Genomic DNA, 16,421 nt, shown 5'->3' with positions numbered 1-16,421 from the left:
GGTGCAGATGGGCGGCTACTGCAGGGACTTCTTCAGGGCGGCGACCTCTTCGTCGGCCTCGTGCGCGGCCTGCGAGGGTGTGGTCTGCCCGCCGGACATCGCGCCGATGGCCTTGGGGACGGGCAGTTCGCCGTTGGTGGCGCCGACCAGTGCGCCCTCGCCCTGGGTGATGCCCCAGCGGCGCATGTTGCTGACGCCGTCGGCCAGCTGGTCCAGCAGGCTCTCGGGGAAGACCTCGTCGAACGGCTTGCGGGTGTCCACGCCGATGTCGCTGTGGCGCCAGGCCTCGACATAGCGCTCGGGGTCGGCTGCCGTGCCCTTGCGGACGGGGATCTTGCCTTCGGGCGCCAGACCGATCCAGGACTCGTAGCCGGTGCCCATCATGTACTCGATGAACTGTCGCGACGCCGCGGTCTCGGCGGTCTTGGTGGTGACCCAGGAGGTGATCTCACCGAACTGGGCCGCGTCCTTCGCGTCGGGCCCCCGCATGGCGGTGACGATGCCGCTGTGGTCCGAGAGGTACCGCGGGTCCTTCTTGCACTCGGGGCAGCTCGGCAGGGCGTCCTTGCGCAGCCCGGCCAGCTCGTCCAGCAGGAACGAGGACCAGATGATCATGGAGGACTGGCCGGCGAAGTAGTTGGCGCGAGTGGAGTCCACGGTCTGGGTTCCGGGAGCACCGTAGTCGCGGGTGAGCCGGTCGTAGGTCTTGAAGGCGGTCTCGCACTGCGGGGAGTCGAGGGCGACGTCGTGCCGGTCGTCGACCAGTTGGCAGTCGTTGGCGAGGGCGATGCTCTCGAAGCTCTGGGAGGTGAAGGCGTCGCTGGGGTCGGTGGCGGCCGAGATGCCGTCGTGGCCCTTGGTGGTGAGCGCCTTGGCGGCGGCCAGTGTCCTGGCGTAGGTGTCGGGGGTGGCGAGGCCCTTCTTCTCCAGCTGGTCCTTGCGGTAGACCAGCAACTGGAGCCAGGCGTCGGAGGGCACTCCGAGGCTGGTGGAGCCGTCGGAGGTCAGCTCCAGTGCGTTGGCGTTGAAGGTGTTCCGGCCCAGCTCGTCGACGATCCGCTTCGGGATGTCCGTGTTCAGCAGCCCGTTGCTGTACATCTGCCAGACCTGGCCCATCGGCGCCGCACCGATGACGTCGGGCAGCTTCCCGGAGGCCGCCGCCGACATGATCAACTGGGGCATCTGCGCCTCGTCGACCCCGACGAGGTTGACCTTGATCCCGGTCTTCTTCTCGAACCCGTCGATGACCTTCCGCGTCGCCGCGACACGGTCCGGGAGGTTCTCCTGGGACCAGACGGTGATCTCGCGGTCCGGCTTGCCCGGTCCGGTGCTGCCCGCGCAGCCCGACAGCAGCCCGATCCCCAGGGCTGCCGTGATGCCGGCCGCGGCCGTCCTCGACCTCAGGGTCCTGTTGCGCATCGCATGTCCTTCGCTCCCACTTATGCCGATCAGGAACGCATCACAGCATCTGTTTTGCGTGTTGACAAGACATAACTTCGAGATATTGTCGCCACAACCTGTTTCGCAACCTTCCGGAGCCCCCCGTGGAACGCGTCGTCCAATTCACCGGTCCCCGTCAGGTGGAGGTGGCCGAGCACATCAGTGCCGAGCTGCCGCCCGGCCACCTGCGAGTCCGCACCCGCTACTCGGGGATCTCGGCGGGCACGGAACTCACCGCCTACCGCGGCACCAACCCCTACCTGACCCGGACCTGGGACCCCGAGGCACGGCTCTTCCGCGACGGCGCGGCCGGCATCGAGTACCCGGTCGCCGGCTGGGGCTACTCGGAGGTCGGCGAGGTCCTCGAGGTGTCTCCGGAGTTGGCCGGCACCCCGGGCCTGCCCTCCCCCGGCGACTTGGTCTGGGGCATCTGGGGCCACCGCAGCGAGGGCATCGTCCCCGTCGAGCGCATGATCGGCCACACCCTGCCGGCCGGGCTGGAGCCACTGGCCGGCGCCTTCGCCCGGGTCGGCGCCATCGCCTACAACGCGGTCCTGGCCGGTGACATCCATGTCGGCGAGGACGTGGCCGTCTTCGGCCAGGGCGTCATCGGACTGCTCACCACGCGTCTCGCCCAGCTGAACGGCGCCCGCGTCACCGCCGTCGACGCTCTCGACGGCCGCCTGGAGACCGCCAAGCGCTACGGAGCCCATCACACTCTCAACGCGCGCAACGACGCCGTCGCCGAACGGGTCCGCGAGGCCACCGACGGCCTCGGCGCCGACCTGGCCATCGAGATCAGCGGTGTCTACCCCGCCCTGCACGAGGCTCTGCGCTCGGTCGCCGTCGGCGGCCGGGTGGTGGCGTCCGGCTTCTACCAGGGCGACGGCATCGGGTTGCGCCTGGGCGACGAGTTCCACCACAACCGCGTGCAGCTGATCTGCTCCCAGATCGGCGGTGTGCCCCCGCAGCTGTCGAACCGCTGGAGCGTCGATCGCCTCCAGCGGACCTTCCTCCGCCTGGTCGCCGAGGGCCAGGTCGACGTGTCGGCCCTGGTGAGCCATGTGGTTCCGGTCGCCGACGCCGCCGACGCCTACGTCCTGCTGGACGAACGCCCCGCCGAAGCCCTGCAGGTGGTCCTGGAGTTCTGAGACCGCACGATCAAGACCGCACCCCTCACGAAAGGCCCCCTCATGCTCAAGACCGCGGTCCAGGAACAGCTCCTGCCCGGAGACACCCTCCAGGCCAAGTGGGACTTCGCCCAGCAGGCCGGTTACGACGCCATCGAACTGCGCGGCAAGGGTGACTTCCACTTCGCCTCCCGTCTCGACGAGCTCCGCCAGGCCCGCGAGGACGGGGTGGTCATGCCGACCGTCTGCGTGGACATGCTGCACTTCCTCGGCGCCTTCGACGACGACCTGCGCCGCGACGCCGTCGCCCAGATGAAGTCACAGCTCACCGTCATCGCCGAGATCGGCGGCGTGGGCGCCCAGACCCCCGCCTCCTACGGCATGTTCTCCCGACGGCTGCCGCCCTTCGAGCCGCCGCGCACCGAGGAGGAGGACCGCGAGGTGCTCCTCACCGGCCTCACCGAGCTGGGCGAACACGCCCGCAAGGAGGGGGTCACGCTCTTCCTGGAGCCGCTCAACCGCTACGAGGACCACATGGTCAACCGCCTGGACCAGGCCGCCGAGCTGATCCGCGCCGTCGGACTGGACTCGGTGCGGATCGGCATCGACAGCTACCACATGAACATCGAGGAGACCGACCCGGCGGCGGCGATCCTCGCCCACGCCGATGTCATCGGCCACGCCCAGGTCTCCGACTCCAACCGCTTCCAGCCTGGCGCCGGCCACCTCGACTGGCCCGCCTGGCTCGGCGCCCTGCACACCATCGGGTACGACGGCCATCTCGCCCTGGAGTGCCGCCTGACCGGTGACCCCCTCGAAGCCGTCCGCTCCGTCCCCGGCTTCCTCAAGAGGTCCGGCGCGTGAACTCGCTCGAGGGCCTTCTCGACCGGCCCGTGCCCGCCGCGTCCGCAGCCCTGACACTGCGGCGCGGCGCGGCGCGGGTCCTCATCGACAACTGGACCGGTACCTCCACCGTTCCCTCCCGCACCCTCTACCCCCACCAGTGGAGCTGGGACTCGGCGTTCATCGCCATCGGCCAGCGCCACGTCTCCGCCCGCCGGGCCCAGCGCGAACTGGAATCCCTGCTGGCCGCGCAGTGGGCCGACGGGCGCATCCCGCACATCGTCTTCAACCCGGCCGTGGCCGCCGACGCGTACTTCCCCAGCCCCGACTTCTGGCAGTCCTCCCGGGCCGGCCGGGCGGCCGGTGCCCCGCCGGCCCCGCAGACCTCGGGCATCGTCCAGCCGCCGGTGCACGCCCTGGCGGCCTGGCTCGTGCACCTGGCCGACCCGGCCGAGTCCCGCCGCAGGGGCTTCCTCGAACGGGTCCACCCACGTCTGACGGCCTGGCACGACTACCTGCTCACCCGTCGCGACCTCGGTGGGCACGGGCTGGCCGCCGTCGTGCACCCCTGGGAACCCGGCATGGACAACAGTCCCTGCTGGGACCGGGCCCTCACCCGCGTCGAACCCGCCGACCCGAGCACCTTCCGGCGCGCCGACCTCCACCACGGCCACCCTGCCGACCGGCCCACCGACCTCGACTACGGCCGTTACGTCCGCCTGGCCGCCGACTACCGCGCGGCGGGCTACGACGACCGCGCCGCACGCCATGCCTTCGCCATGGAGGACCCGGCCTTCAACGCGCTGCTGATCGTCAGCGAACTGGCCCTGGCCGCCATGTCCCGCGAGCTGGGCCGGCCTCACGAGCGGCACACCCGGCGGGCCGACCGTCTCACCCGCACGCTCGTGGAGCGGCTGTGGGACGAGGAAGCCGGCCTGTTCCGGGTGCGCGACCTGCACGACGACGCCCTGGTCGACGAGAGCAGCGTCAGCGGGCTGATCCCCCTCCTCGTCCCGCACCTGCCCGCGGACACGGTCCGGCGCCTGCGCGCCACGCTCGTCGGCCGCCGCTTCAGCGCCCCGGCCACGGAGCTGGTCCCGAGCTACGACCTGACCGGCCACGCCTTCGACCAGCACCGCTACTGGCGCGGGCCGGCCTGGTTCAACACCGCCTGGCTGATCCACCGGGGCCTGCGCACCCACGGCCTCCAACCGGACGCCGAGCGGATCCGCGCAGGCTTCCTCGACCAGGCGAAGCACTCCGGGTTCGCCGAGTACATCGACCCCGCCACCGGCAAGGGGCGCGGCACCCGGCACTTCTCCTGGACCGCCGCCCTCGCACTCGACCTGCTCTGCGCCGAACACGAGGAGCTTTGGCCATGACCGCCGACACCCGCATGCAACTGGTCCGGGACGCCACGTTCGTGCGCCTGACGGCCGACGGGTCGATCACCGGAAGCCGAGGCACGGCCCCCGACGGACTGTTCTTCCAGGACGCGCGGCACCTCAGCCGCTGGCAGCTCACCGTCGACGGCACCGACCCGGTCGCCCTGGTACCCGCCACCGCCGAGAGCGACGACACGGCCGTCTGCGTACTGACCCCCGAGGGCACCCGGGACGATCCGCCGGCCTACACGGTCTTCCGGCGGCAGAGCGTCACCGAGGGCACCTTCATCGAACACCTGCGGCTGGTCAGCAACCGGCCGGACGCGGTGACCGCCCGTGTCGAACTCACCGTCGACACCGATTTCGCCGACCTTTTCGAACTCCGGGCCGACGACCGCAAATATGAGAAGTCCGGCGCCGAGCACGGGATCCACGCCACCGGCGACGGCCTGCGCGTCTCCTACCACAGAGGGGACTGGCACGCCGACACCGAGGTGGTCTGCCGTCCCGCCCCCGACGCGGTCGCCCCCACCCGATCCGGTACCCGGGCCACCGCCCGGATGCTGAGCTGGCACCTTCCCCTCGACGCCCACGGCGAGACCGACCTGCACCTGACGGTCCGCGCCCGGCCCCATGGCCGGCCGCTTCCCACCTCCGGCCCGGAGCAGACCCCGCGGCCCGCGGCGGACACGAAGGCGCCGGGATCGGACGACCTGAGCCTCGCCTGCGAGCGGGGCCTCGCCGACCTCGACCTGCTGACCATCCCCGTCACCGGCGTCGACGGGGAGGAGGTGCGTGTCCCCGCCGCCGGCATCCCGTGGTTCCTCACGTTGTTCGGCCGCGACTCGCTGCTCACGTCGTACTTCCTGCTGCCGTACCGGCCCGCGACGGCGGCCGCCGTGCTGAGCGCGCTCGCCGCCGCTCAGGGCCGCACCCACGACCCCTTCAGCGGCGAGCAGCCCGGACGCATCGTCCACGAGACGCGGCACGGCGAACTCGCCCACTTCAAGCAGGTCCCGTACGGCCGCTACTACGGTGCCGTCGACGCCACGCCGCTCTTCCTGGTCCTGCTGCACGCCCACCACGAGCAGACCGGCGACCCGTCGCTCGCGATACGCCTGGAGGCACACGCCCGGCGCGCCGTCGACTGGATGCTCACCGACGGTGGCCTCGACGAGCACGGCTACCTCGTCTACAGCCCCGACCCCGGTGGACTGGTCAACCAGAACTGGAAGGACTCCGACGGCGCCATCTGCTTCCGGGACGGCACCCAGGCCGACGGGCCCATCGCCGTCTGCGAAGCACAGGGCTACGCCTACGACGCGCTCCTGCGCACCGCCGCCCTGGCCCGGCACCTGTGGAACGACACGCTGTACGCGCGAAGCCTGGAAGAACACGCGCACCGGCTGCGCGAGCGGTTCCTGACGGACTTCTGGATGAAGGACGAGGACTTCCCGGCGCTCGCCCTGGACGGCGGCGGCCGTCAGGTGGACGCGCTGGCCTCCGACGCCGGTCATCTGCTGTGGTCGGGCATCCTCGACGAGGAACGCGCCCTGCGCGTGGGCCGGCGGCTGCTGGAACCGGACTTCTTCTCCGGGTGGGCGATCCGCACCCTCGCCGCGGGCCAGCGGCCCTACCACCCGCTCTCCTACCACCGGGGCAGTGCCTGGCCCCACGACAACGCGATCATCGCCCTCGGGCTCGCCCGTCAGGGGCTCACCGATGAGCTGCGGACGCTCGCCGAGGGGCTCGTGGCAGCGGCGGCCGGGCACGGATACCGCCTGCCCGAAGTCCTCGCCGGCTACGCCCGCTCGGCCACCGCGGGTCCGGTTCCGTACCCCCACTCCTGCTCACCGCAGGCGTGGGCGGCCGCCACCCCCCTGGCCCTGCGCACAGCGCTGGAGCAGGAGCGAGACGACCCCTCGTCCTGATCGAGACGACCCCTCGTCCTGATCGCGTGAGACCGTCGCCGCAGCCGGCGGGTACGCGAGGAGCACCGAAGCAGCGATCATATGATCATGACCTCTCTGCGTGATGATGCTCGGCCCGTCCGGCTCGGCACCTGGCCGACCCCACTGGAGCCCATGCCGCGATTGGCCGAGTCACTCGGTCTCGGCGCCGAAGACCTGTGGATCAAGCGCGACGACCTCGTGGGGCTGGGCGGCGGCGGCAACAAGATCCGCAAGCTCGAGTGGCTGTGCGGTGCGGCGGTCGCCGAGGGAGCCACCCACCTGGTGACCACCGGCGCACCCCAGAGCAACCACGCCCGGCTCACCGCGGCCGCCGGTGCGCGTCTCGGCCTGGAGACCGTACTGGTGCTGGCGGGCACTCCCGACACGGCGGCCCGGGGCAACCTCGCTCTGGACGCGCTGTTCGGCGCGACCTGCGTGTGGGCCGGTGCCGTCGACGGTCCGGCACTCACCGCCGCGGCCGAGGAGGTCGCCTCACGTCTGCGGGCCGAGGGCGCCCTTCCGGCCGTCATCCCCTTCGGTGGCTCCAGCGCGCTGGGAGCCCGCGGTTACGCCTCCTGTGGTCACGAGTTGCTCATGCAGGACCCCGGCCTGGACACCGTGGTCGTCGCCGTGGGGTCCGGTGGCACCATGGCCGGTCTTGTGCACGCCCTCGGCCCTCGGCGGGTTCTCGGCGTCCACTGCGGTGCGGTGAGCGATCCCGCCGGAGCCGTGGCCACGCTGGTCTCCGAGTTGTCCGGCGCCTCCCCCGCGCCGGACTCGTTGCGGCTGCGCACGGACCAGGTCGGGGAGAGTTACGGCGCGCTGGCCGAACCGGTCATGGACGCCATGAACCGGACCGCTCGCGCCGAGGGGATCGCGCTCGACCCCGTGTACACGGGAAGGGCAGTCGCCGGCCTCATTGCGGCCGTGGCCGACGGCGACATCACACCCGGCCGGCGCACCGTCTTCCTGCACACCGGCGGTCTGCCGGGCCTGTTCGGGCACTCCGGCGCACTCGAGGCGACCGCGGCGGACCTCGCCGCGCGGAGTGTCACTCACACTCACTGACGCCGGCGCGTGCATCCGGCCGGCGGCAGGGGTGCGGGTGCCGGGGCCGGGTGGAGGAGGGTCCTCCCGGGCGGCGCACCGTCCGTGACCGGGCGGTGCGCCGAGCGTCCGGCACGGGCGCGCTGCGCGGACTCCCGAACGGCACCTGCGCGGATCAGCCGAAGTCCGGGCCGCCGGCCCGTGTGCGCTTGATCTCGTAGAAGCCCGGCGTGGAAGCCGCGGCGAGCACGCCGTCCCAGAGTCGAGCCGCCTCCGCTCCCTTGGGCGCGGGACTCACGACGGGCCCGAAGAACGCGACCGGGTCGCCGGCCTCATCGGGCCCGGGAACGGCGATGATCGGGCTGCCGACGTCCTGGCCGACCAGGGTGATGCCCCTGTGGTGGGAGGCACGCAGCTCCTCGTCGTACCGGTCCCCGTCACCCGCGTCGGCAAGGTCCACGGGCAGTCCCACCTCCCGCAGGGCGGCCTCCAGCGTCGCCCGGTCCTTGGGCTGCTGCTGGAGGTGGTAGCGCGTACCGAGCGCGGTGTAGAGCGGCTCGAGCACCTCGGGACCGTGCTGCAGTCTCGCGGCGGTCAGGACCCTCACGGGTGCCCATGCCTCACCCATCAGGACGCGGATGCGTTCCGGCAGCTCGTCCAGCCGGTTCTCGTTCAGGACGGAGAGACTCATGACGTTCCAGGACACCCGGACGGGCCGGAGCGCGGCCACTTCCAGCATCCAGCGGGAGGTCAGCCAGGTCCACGGACATACGGGATCGAACCAGAACTCCACGGTGCTGGGCGATGCGGAGGTCGTTTCGGCTGTGTTCAAGGCAAACTCCAAGGGCTGTTGCAGCACGTTTCTCGTCGCCCGGGCCCGGAACGGGCGAAGGCCTCGCAGGGTGTTCGGGCAGGGCGGTCCGTTCCCTTGCACCCGCATGACGGCCGTATGAGCGACTCCACGCCGCTGGGCCGAGAGGATGACCCCCTCACACTACCCCATAGGTGACCGGTCGGCTATCAGTTCGTCGCAGCGCGCCGGCAGTCTTTCACCGGGTACGCGCGCCTATCGCAGAAATCCCTCATACCGGTGCTGCTCGATCTTGCTGCTGATCTGCTTGACCGTCTCCAGCCCGACACTGACGATGATCAGAATGCTGGTCCCCGTCAGCTGATTGGAGCTGCCGAAGTTCCCGAGGGCCACCGTGGGCACGAGTGCGATCAGTCCGAGGTAGATCGATCCGGGCCAGGTGAGCCTGTTGAGCACATAACCCAGGTACTCCGCCGTGGCCTTACCGGCACGGATGCCCGGAACAAACCCCCCGGCCTGCTTGATGTTTCCCGCGATCTCTTCCGGGTTGAACGTGATCGACACGTAGAAGAAGGCGAAAAAGACGATCAGGAGGAAGTAGACCGCAACATAATAAGGGTGATTCCCTCTGGTGAGATTGTTGTTGATCCACGTCGACCACCCGGATCCCGACCCGGCGAACTGCGCGATCAGAGCAGGAATATAGAGGAGCGAGGAGGCGAAAATGACCGGAATCACACCGGCCTGGTTGACCTTCACCGGAATGTAGGTGGAAGTGCCTCCGTAAGCCTTACGGCCGATCATCCGCTTCGCATACTGAACGGGGATACGACGTTGCGCCTGCTCCACGAAGACGACCAGGCCCACCATGGCGAACCCCACCAGCAGGACGACGATGAAGGCGAGCCAGCCTCCGGCGATGGTGCTCTCCTGCTTGACGGCCCACAGCGCCCCCGGAAGCGTGGAGGCGATGGACAGGAAGATCAGCATGGACATCCCGTTGCCGACTCCGCGCTCCGTGATGAGTTCTCCCAGCCACATGACGCAGGCCGTGCCGGCCGTGATCGTCACGACCATGACCACGGTGGCGAAGACGGAACGCTCCGACACGATCTGCGAGGCTTCCCTGCAATTGGGGAACAAGGCGCCGCTTCGGGCGGTCGCCACTAGACCGGTGCCCTGCAGAACGGCGAGCGCGACAGTGAGATACCGGCTGTATTGAGTGATCTTCGCCTGCCCGGACGGACCTTCCTTCTTCAGCGCCTCCAGTCTCGGGATCACCACCGTGAGCAGCTGGATGATGATACTTGCCGTGATGTAGGGAAGGATGCCCAACGCGAAAATGGTGATCTGCAGGAGTGCGCCGCCGCTGAAGAGGTTGACCAGTCCGAGAATTCCACCCGATTCGGATACGGAATCGACGCAGGCTTGGACCTTCTGATAATTCACCCCGGGGATCGGCACGTGGGAGCCGAGCCGGAACAGCACGATGATGCCCAGAGTGAAAAGCAGCCTCTTACGCAACTCAGGAGTCTTGAACACATGCGTGAGTGCATTGAGCACGACAGTTCCTCTTTTGCAGACCAGGTAGAGACGGAAGGCGTACGCAAGGCCCGGCATGCCCAGCCGGTGGATGCCGGCTCACGGCTCCTTGAGCCCATGCTGCACGAAAGAGACACAACCGGCCCGTCCTGGTGACCACCAGGGGCGACGGTGGCCGTACAGTGCCGCGCTGCCGTCAGCGGCGGGAAACATCCCGTCCGCTTACGGCCTCACGAAGACGGCCGCGCGATCGTCTGGGCGAGAGCGCGGACCTCGGCGGACCACGGGGTCGGCTGCATCGTCGTGTCGTCGATGCGAACGGCGGTCCGGCTGCCGTGCGCGTACGTCGTGGCACCGTCGGCCGAGCACACTCGGAAACCGGCGGTCACCGAAGTGGTTCCCACCTTCTCCGTCCAGAGGTGCACGGCGTACTCGCCGGGCATCAGGATCGGCCGCTCGTGTTCGACGCTGAACGCCTTGACCACGTTGAAACTGTCCCCGGTGGGCCGCCCGGCGCTGATCAGACCGTGCCCCTGCCAGAATGCCACCCATGCCCGCTCCACGAGCACCTGGTAGCGACTGTTGTGCAGCATCCCCATCGCGTCCAGGTCGTCGAAGTGGATGCTCAGTGGTATCAGGGCGCCCCCCTCGGATGTCGGGGCGGCGGTCCGGTCGCTTACGGTCATGACGTTCCTTCGGGCAGTACGGAGCATGCGGCTTCCAGTCCTTCACCGCCGACGGGCGGCTCGTCCAGGTGTTCACCGGCGAGCAACGGCGGATGGGGAACCATGAGAACCTCGGTGTGGGAGACCGCCCGGCCGTCATCGTCGACGAAACCTACGTGGACGCGACGGCCGTCGCCGCGCGCGCGGCGCAGCACCGAGGGACCGGACGGCCGGGCGCGGTGACGGTCGCCCCACTGCTGGAGCGCCGCCAGCACCACCCTGAGTTCACGGCCGGCTTCGGTCAAGTGGTAACTCTGCCTCGGCCTGCTGCCCGGCTCCCGGTAGGTGCGCGTGCACAGGACGCCTGCCGCGACCAGCGACTTGAGGCGGGCGCTGAGCAGATTGGAGGCGATACCCAAAGACGTCTGCATCTCTGCGAACCGGTGCCTCCCGGCGAAGATCTCGCGGAGCACGAGGAGAGACCAGCGTTCGCCGAGGACCTGCAGACTGCGCTCGATGGAACACGCCGGCTCGTCCTCACCGCTCACGGACCGATGCTGCTCGGCAGCCAACACCCACCTCCCGGTCGTACGGGGGCGGCACGTCTCCCCGCTTCTCAGGCCACCTGAGTGTACGCCTTGGCTTGTCTTTTGCAATTCAGATGGTTCCGCTTCGTCCAGGAGGGGACTACTGTCGTCATGTACTTGACTTGCGAATATAAATCCAGGTGTTAGCCTGGCCCACGCAGATTCGGCGCCCACATGCCTAGGGGCCGAACCGCGGCCGCCAGTCTCACCGCTCATACCGGCCACAACGGGCGAAGGCACCGGCCACACCCGCACTCCACTGTCGGGGCCGGTGTCAACACATGTCGAGCGCACGTCCAGTTCGAACGTGCATCAAGGGGACGAACCATGGAGATCAAGGGAGCAGTCGCTCTGGTGACGGGAGCCAATCGCGGCATCGGTCGCGCCTTCGCCCGGGCTCTGCTGGACCAGGGGGCCGGGAAGGTGTACGCGGCTGCGCGAAACCCGGCCGCCGTGACGGACCCCGACGTCGTGCCGCTGCGCCTGGACGTCACCGATGCGACCAGCGTCGCCGCTGCCGCGGAGATCGCGGACGACGTGTCCATCGTCATCAACAACGCGGGTGTCGGTGCGCCCGGCACCCAGCTTCTGACCGGTCCTTTCGACGGCGCCCGACAGGCCATGGATGTCAACTACTTCGGCACCTGGGCGGTGGCCCGGGCCTTCGCACCCATTCTGGCCGGCAAGGGAGGGGGCGCGGTCGTCAACATGCTCTCGCTGGCGTCCTGGGTCGGTCAGCCCCAGTTCCCCGGTTACGCGGCCTCCAAGGCCGCGCAGTGGTCCCTGACAGACGCTCTTCGCAAGGGCCTGCATGCACAGGGCACCCTCGTGATCGGAGTGCACACCGGGTTCGTGGACACGGACCTCAGCGCCTGGACCGACGCCCCGAAGATCAGTCCTGAGCTGGTGGCCGCCTTGACCATGGACGCGCTGAAGCACGACCGGCTCGAAGTCCTGGCCGACGAGCAGACCCGAGCCGCCAAGGCCGCTCTCTCGTCGCCCGTGGACCAACGATCGGACCGCTGACAGAACAGTTCCGCGAAGGGCGGGCACGGCACCGGATGAGCCGGACCAGACGGGCGCCCGGACCACAGGGGCCCGGCGCGTGCGGCCCAACGCCACTCCCGCGGACCGGCGTTGCACGTCACTCCCGGCCGGCTCGCCCCGCCTTCGCTTCCCGGGGAAGGGGCGATGGCCCGGCTCATCAGGATGGGCAGGGCGCTCGGCATGTCCTGCGGCCACCGTGCGCCCCGTGCCATCTCCCGCCTTCCCGGGGCGACCGCTAACGCAGTGACCTGAAGGCTGTGCGGATCTCTCGCGACAGCAGCTCCGGCTGCTCCCATGCGGCGAAGTGGCCACCCTTGTCGACTTCGTTCCAGTGCACGAGATTGCCGAAGGCCTTCTCGCCCCAGCTGCGGGGCGCGCGGTAGATCTCGCCCGGGAACACCGTGACCGCGACGGGCAGGGTAGGAATGTCGAAGGCGTCGAAGGGCCCACCGCCCGCCTGCGCGCCCTCCCAGTACAGCCGCGACGAGGACGCTCCGGTGTTGGTGAACCAGTAGAGCGAGATGGCGTCGAGCATCTCGTCGTAGGTCAGGACCTTCTCCGGCTTGCCACCGGAGTCGGTCCACTCCGCGAACTTGTCGTAGTAGTACGCCGCCATCGCGACCGGAGAGTCGGCGAGGGCGTACCCGATGGTCTGCGCACTCTGGTTCATCATCGCGGCGTAGCCGAAGCCGTCGCGGTAGAAGTGCAGCAGCCGGTCGTAGGCGACCTTTTCGCGGTCCGAGAGGCTGCGGGGCGCCGGGTCGAAGTTGCGAAGGTGCCGGAGCACGTCCTGCGGCACCGTTCCGGGCATGTTGATGTGGATGCCCAGGAGTCCTTCCGGGCGCTGGACCGCCAGCAGTTCCGAGATGATGGCACCCCAGTCGCCTCCCTGGGAGACGTACCGCTCGTAGCCGAGGCGAAGCATGAGCTCATGGAACGCACCCGCCACCCGGGCGGGATTCCACCCTGTCGTCGTCGGCTTCTCCGAGAAGCCGTAACCGGGCAGCGTCGGAAGGACGAGGTGGAAAGCGTCCTCGGCCCGTCCCCCGTGGGCCGTCGGGTTGGTCAGTGGACCGATGACCTTCAACAGCTCGATGATCGAGCCGGGCCAGCCGTGCGTCATGAGCAGCGGAAGGGCGTTCGGGTGGGGTGAACGAATGTGGGCGAACTGGATGTCCAGACCGTCGATCTCGGTGATGAACTGCGGCAGGGCATTCAGTCTGGCCTCGACCTTGCGCCAGTCGTAACCGTTGCCCCAGTACTCGACGAGCGGGCGCAGCCGGGCCAGTTGAGCACCCTGGGATCGATCGCCGACCGTCTCCCTGTCGGGCCAGCGGGTCGCCTTGACCCGGCGCCGGAGTTCGTTGATGTCTCGCTGCGGAACCTTGATCCGGAAGGGACGGACCCCGGGGACCGGCTTCGGCGTGCTCGCCGCAGCACCGTCGAGCCCGCCTCCCGCCACTGCGTGGGCCTGGCCGCCCAGGCTGATCTGCGTAGCGGCCACGGCGCCTGCCGCGATTCCGAGGAAGCGGCGCCGGCCGGCGTGGTACTGACCGGTGCCTTCGGTTGTGCTCATCGGGAACTCCTCTGCTCACTCGCGAAACGCGTTTCGTCTCACGATGGGAATGACTGGATCGGGCACTCGGTCCGCATGGGAGACGAGCGAACGCACTCCCCCGGCCTCGGGGTCGTGTCGATCTGCTCTTCGCACCGGATCGGGCCGACCGGCTTGGGGCGACCGGCAGCCGGTAAGCCCCGACAAGCGTGATCTCCAGAGGCCTGGCAGCGGACACGCCAAGGAGTGAGCGGCGAGTGATTCGCCGCCTCGCAGCTGCACATCGATCATGACACCGACTTCGTCACCGGTCAAGACGGTGACGTGACGCGACCGGCGCGAGCTCGCCGATGTGAGAGCGGAGCCCTATACCTTGGTCTAGATGTGGCCGTGACCCCGCGGAGCGACTGGCTCCGGTGCAGCGGTCCGTCGTAGGTTGCGTAGTCGTGCATCAGAAGAAACCAGGTCGGCGCGGACGGTCCGTGCTGCGTGACTCGGCAGTGACCGGCGCCGCCATGGCGGCGACCGCGGTCAGCGCGCTGTACGCCGACCGTGTGGGCTTGCGGCTGTACCCGCAAGTGTTCACGAGCCGAGAAGTGAACCTCGCACCCGGAGGGACGAGCCTGTACCTCGGCGTGCCGTTGCTTTCCGTCCTCCTCACCGGCGTGCTGATCTGGTGGCGGCGCAGCCGCCCCGTGATGGTCGCGGTGGCCCTGGTGGGACTGTGCATCCTCTTCCCCGTCGTTCCGGCGGCGGCGATCGCCCTCTTCACGGTCGCGTCCCGGTGCGACACCCGCACGACACGGGTCACAACCGCAGTGGGCCTCCTGCCGATCCCGCTGTGCCTCGCGGCGGAGGGGGCGTTCGACTCACCGCACATGGCCGCGGCGATCAGCGGTGCTCTGGTGGTTCTTGGATCGGTGGGCTGGGGTCTGTTCATGCGCACCATGCGCGAACGCGCCCTGCGAGCCGAGCGGGAGTCCGAGCTGAACGCGGCCCGGGCCCGGCTTCGTGAGAGGGAAGCGATCGCCCGGGAGATGCACGATGTCCTCGCCCACCGCCTCTCCCTCCTGAGCGTTCACGCCGGAGCACTGACGTTCAATCCCCACGCACCGGCCGAGCAGATCCAGCAAGCGGCCGAGGTGGTCGCCGTCAGCGCCCGCCGGGCCGTGGAGGATCTCCGGCAGGTTCTCGGCGTGCTGCGCACCCCGCTGGGCCCGGACACCACCGACCGCGCGGAGCCACCGCAACCGACCCTGGGCAACTTGGAGCACCTCCTGGCGGAGAACCGGGGGGCCGGCATGGACGTCGAGATGGACATGCGGCTCACCCAGGCGCCACAGCCCGACGACTTCACCAGTCGCACCGTCTACCGGATCGTCCAGGAAGCCCTGACCAACGCCCGCAAGCACGCTCCGGGTGAGAAGGTGCGGGTCACACTGGCCGGCGCGCCCGGGGAGGGGCTCACCCTGGAGATCGTCAACACTTTGCGTGAACCCACGCCCCGTAGCGCACCCGTGGGGGCGGGCCTGGGCCTCATCGGGCTGGCGGAGCGGGCCGCTCTGGCGGGCGGACAGCTCACCCATGGCGCGGCAGCGGGCCGATTCTCGGTACTGGCTCATCTGCCATGGACCGCGTGAACGCTGTGGAGAGCGATGTGATCCGCGTACTCCTCGCCGACGACGACGCCCTGGTCCGCGCCGGGCTGCGCATGATGCTGGGGGCCGCCGAGGACATCACGGTGGTGGCCGAGGCGTCCGACGGCGACGAGGTACCCGGCCTCGTCGATGCGCACTCACCCGACCTGGTCCTCATGGACATCCGCATGCCCACCCTGGACGGCATCGAGGCCACCCGGATCCTGCGAGCCCGCCCGGACGCCCCCGAGATCATCATGCTCACCACGTTCACGACGGACAGCTATGTGCTGCGCGCCCTGCAAGCCGGCGCGACGGGCTTCCTGCTGAAGCACACCTCGCCGGAGGACATCGTGGCCGCGCTGCGCAAGGCGGCCGGCGGTGAGGCCGTACTCTCGCCCGACGCGCTCCGACAACTGATCGCGGCGGTCACCACGGCACGGACGACGCCCGCGGAGCCGGCGGGACGCAGCGGTGCCGGAACCCCGCCCCGCGATCACGTGGGCACCCGCCACGCCAGGGAACTGCTGGGTCGGCTCGGCCCCCGCGAGCACGAGGTGGCCGTCGCCGTCGGCGAGGGGAAGACCAACGCACAGATCGCCGCCGAACTGTACATGAGCGTGCCCACGGTCAAGGCGCATGTGTCACACATCCTGAGCAAGCTGGATCTCAACAACCGCGTGCAGATCGCCCTCCTCGTCTACCGCAGCGATCCGAAGTAGACGTTTTGCGGCCCCGTGATCAACCACGGCCGGCACCGTTGTAGTACGAGGTCGCTCC

Annotated in this window: 14 protein-coding genes; 8 read left to right on the top strand and 6 right to left on the bottom strand. The window is 69.5% G+C overall.

Translation table 11 applies throughout. The features are described from left to right. Positions 1-15 precede the first annotated feature (15 nt). Positions 16-1,419, bottom strand: a complete 1,404-nt coding sequence (locus tag ACZ4M5_RS27355; RefSeq protein WP_467740453.1) for an ABC transporter substrate-binding protein — start codon at positions 1,417-1,419, stop codon at positions 16-18. A gap of 125 nt (positions 1,420-1,544) precedes the next feature. On the opposite strand from ACZ4M5_RS27355, the gene ACZ4M5_RS27350 reads away from it, so the two are divergent. The 5 genes from ACZ4M5_RS27350 to ACZ4M5_RS27330 all read left to right on the top strand — a co-directional run bounded on the left by ACZ4M5_RS27350 (position 1,545) and on the right by ACZ4M5_RS27330 (position 7,818). Further along, positions 1,545-2,591 (top strand): zinc-dependent alcohol dehydrogenase, encoded by a 1,047-nt coding sequence (locus ACZ4M5_RS27350; protein WP_467740452.1) that lies wholly within the window; start codon positions 1,545-1,547, stop codon positions 2,589-2,591. A gap of 42 nt (positions 2,592-2,633) precedes the next feature. Further along, a complete protein-coding gene (locus ACZ4M5_RS27345) occupies positions 2,634-3,434 on the top strand; it encodes a sugar phosphate isomerase/epimerase family protein (protein WP_467740451.1) in 801 nt (266 codons plus the stop codon). Beyond that, complete coding sequence (locus ACZ4M5_RS27340) at positions 3,431-4,795, top strand: MGH1-like glycoside hydrolase domain-containing protein (protein ID WP_467740450.1); 1,365 nt, start codon at positions 3,431-3,433, stop codon at positions 4,793-4,795. Before ACZ4M5_RS27345 ends, ACZ4M5_RS27340 begins: the two co-directional genes overlap by 4 nt. Further along, positions 4,792-6,729: an amylo-alpha-1,6-glucosidase gene (locus ACZ4M5_RS27335; protein WP_467740449.1), complete on the top strand. Its 1,938-nt coding sequence runs from the start codon at positions 4,792-4,794 to the stop codon at positions 6,727-6,729. The genes ACZ4M5_RS27340 and ACZ4M5_RS27335 overlap by 4 nt, the downstream gene beginning before the upstream one ends. 87 nt (positions 6,730-6,816) lie before the next feature. Then, positions 6,817-7,818 carry a D-cysteine desulfhydrase family protein gene (locus tag ACZ4M5_RS27330; protein WP_467740448.1) on the top strand — a complete coding sequence of 334 codons (1,002 nt, stop codon included), beginning with the start codon at positions 6,817-6,819 and terminating at the stop codon, positions 7,816-7,818. A 154-nt stretch (positions 7,819-7,972) separates the two neighbouring features. On the opposite strand, the gene ACZ4M5_RS27325 is transcribed toward ACZ4M5_RS27330, so the two are convergent. The 4 genes from ACZ4M5_RS27325 to ACZ4M5_RS27310 all read right to left on the bottom strand — a co-directional run bounded on the left by ACZ4M5_RS27325 (position 7,973) and on the right by ACZ4M5_RS27310 (position 11,363). Further along, entirely contained in the window at positions 7,973-8,629 is a 657-nt protein-coding gene (locus ACZ4M5_RS27325) for a mycothiol-dependent nitroreductase Rv2466c family protein (protein ID WP_467740447.1), read from the bottom strand. 234 nt (positions 8,630-8,863) lie between these two features. Continuing rightward, on the bottom strand, positions 8,864-10,171 hold the full coding sequence (gene secY, locus ACZ4M5_RS27320) for a preprotein translocase subunit SecY (protein WP_467740446.1): 1,308 nt from the start codon (positions 10,169-10,171) through the stop codon (positions 8,864-8,866). A gap of 209 nt (positions 10,172-10,380) precedes the next feature. Continuing rightward, positions 10,381-10,836, bottom strand: a complete 456-nt coding sequence (locus ACZ4M5_RS27315) for an acyl-CoA thioesterase (RefSeq protein ID WP_467740445.1) — start codon at positions 10,834-10,836, stop codon at positions 10,381-10,383. Continuing rightward, positions 10,833-11,363: a winged helix-turn-helix transcriptional regulator gene (locus tag ACZ4M5_RS27310; RefSeq protein WP_467740444.1), complete on the bottom strand. Its 531-nt coding sequence runs from the start codon at positions 11,361-11,363 to the stop codon at positions 10,833-10,835. Before ACZ4M5_RS27310 ends, ACZ4M5_RS27315 begins: the two co-directional genes overlap by 4 nt. A gap of 366 nt (positions 11,364-11,729) precedes the next feature. Between ACZ4M5_RS27310 and ACZ4M5_RS27305 the strand changes: the two genes are divergently transcribed. Continuing rightward, a complete protein-coding gene (locus ACZ4M5_RS27305; protein ID WP_467740443.1) occupies positions 11,730-12,428 on the top strand; it encodes an SDR family oxidoreductase in 699 nt (232 codons plus the stop codon). 256 nt (positions 12,429-12,684) lie between these two features. Here the strand turns inward: ACZ4M5_RS27305 and ACZ4M5_RS27300 are convergent, their stop codons facing one another. Then, positions 12,685-14,025, bottom strand: coding sequence for an epoxide hydrolase family protein (locus ACZ4M5_RS27300; RefSeq protein WP_467740442.1), 1,341 nt, complete (start codon positions 14,023-14,025; stop codon positions 12,685-12,687). A 461-nt stretch (positions 14,026-14,486) separates the two neighbouring features. Between ACZ4M5_RS27300 and ACZ4M5_RS27295 the strand changes: the two genes are divergently transcribed. Further along, complete coding sequence (locus ACZ4M5_RS27295; RefSeq protein ID WP_467740441.1) at positions 14,487-15,644, top strand: sensor histidine kinase; 1,158 nt, start codon at positions 14,487-14,489, stop codon at positions 15,642-15,644. Positions 15,645-15,715: 71 nt separating this feature from the next. Beyond that, entirely contained in the window at positions 15,716-16,363 is a 648-nt protein-coding gene (locus ACZ4M5_RS27290; protein ID WP_467740604.1) for a response regulator, read from the top strand. The last annotated feature ends 58 nt before the right edge of the window (positions 16,364-16,421 follow it).

The organism is Streptomyces sp. NPDC026246, assembly GCF_055567995.1.
Note: the sequence above shows the minus strand (reverse complement) of the source record. Positions and strands in the feature narration are given on the sequence as shown.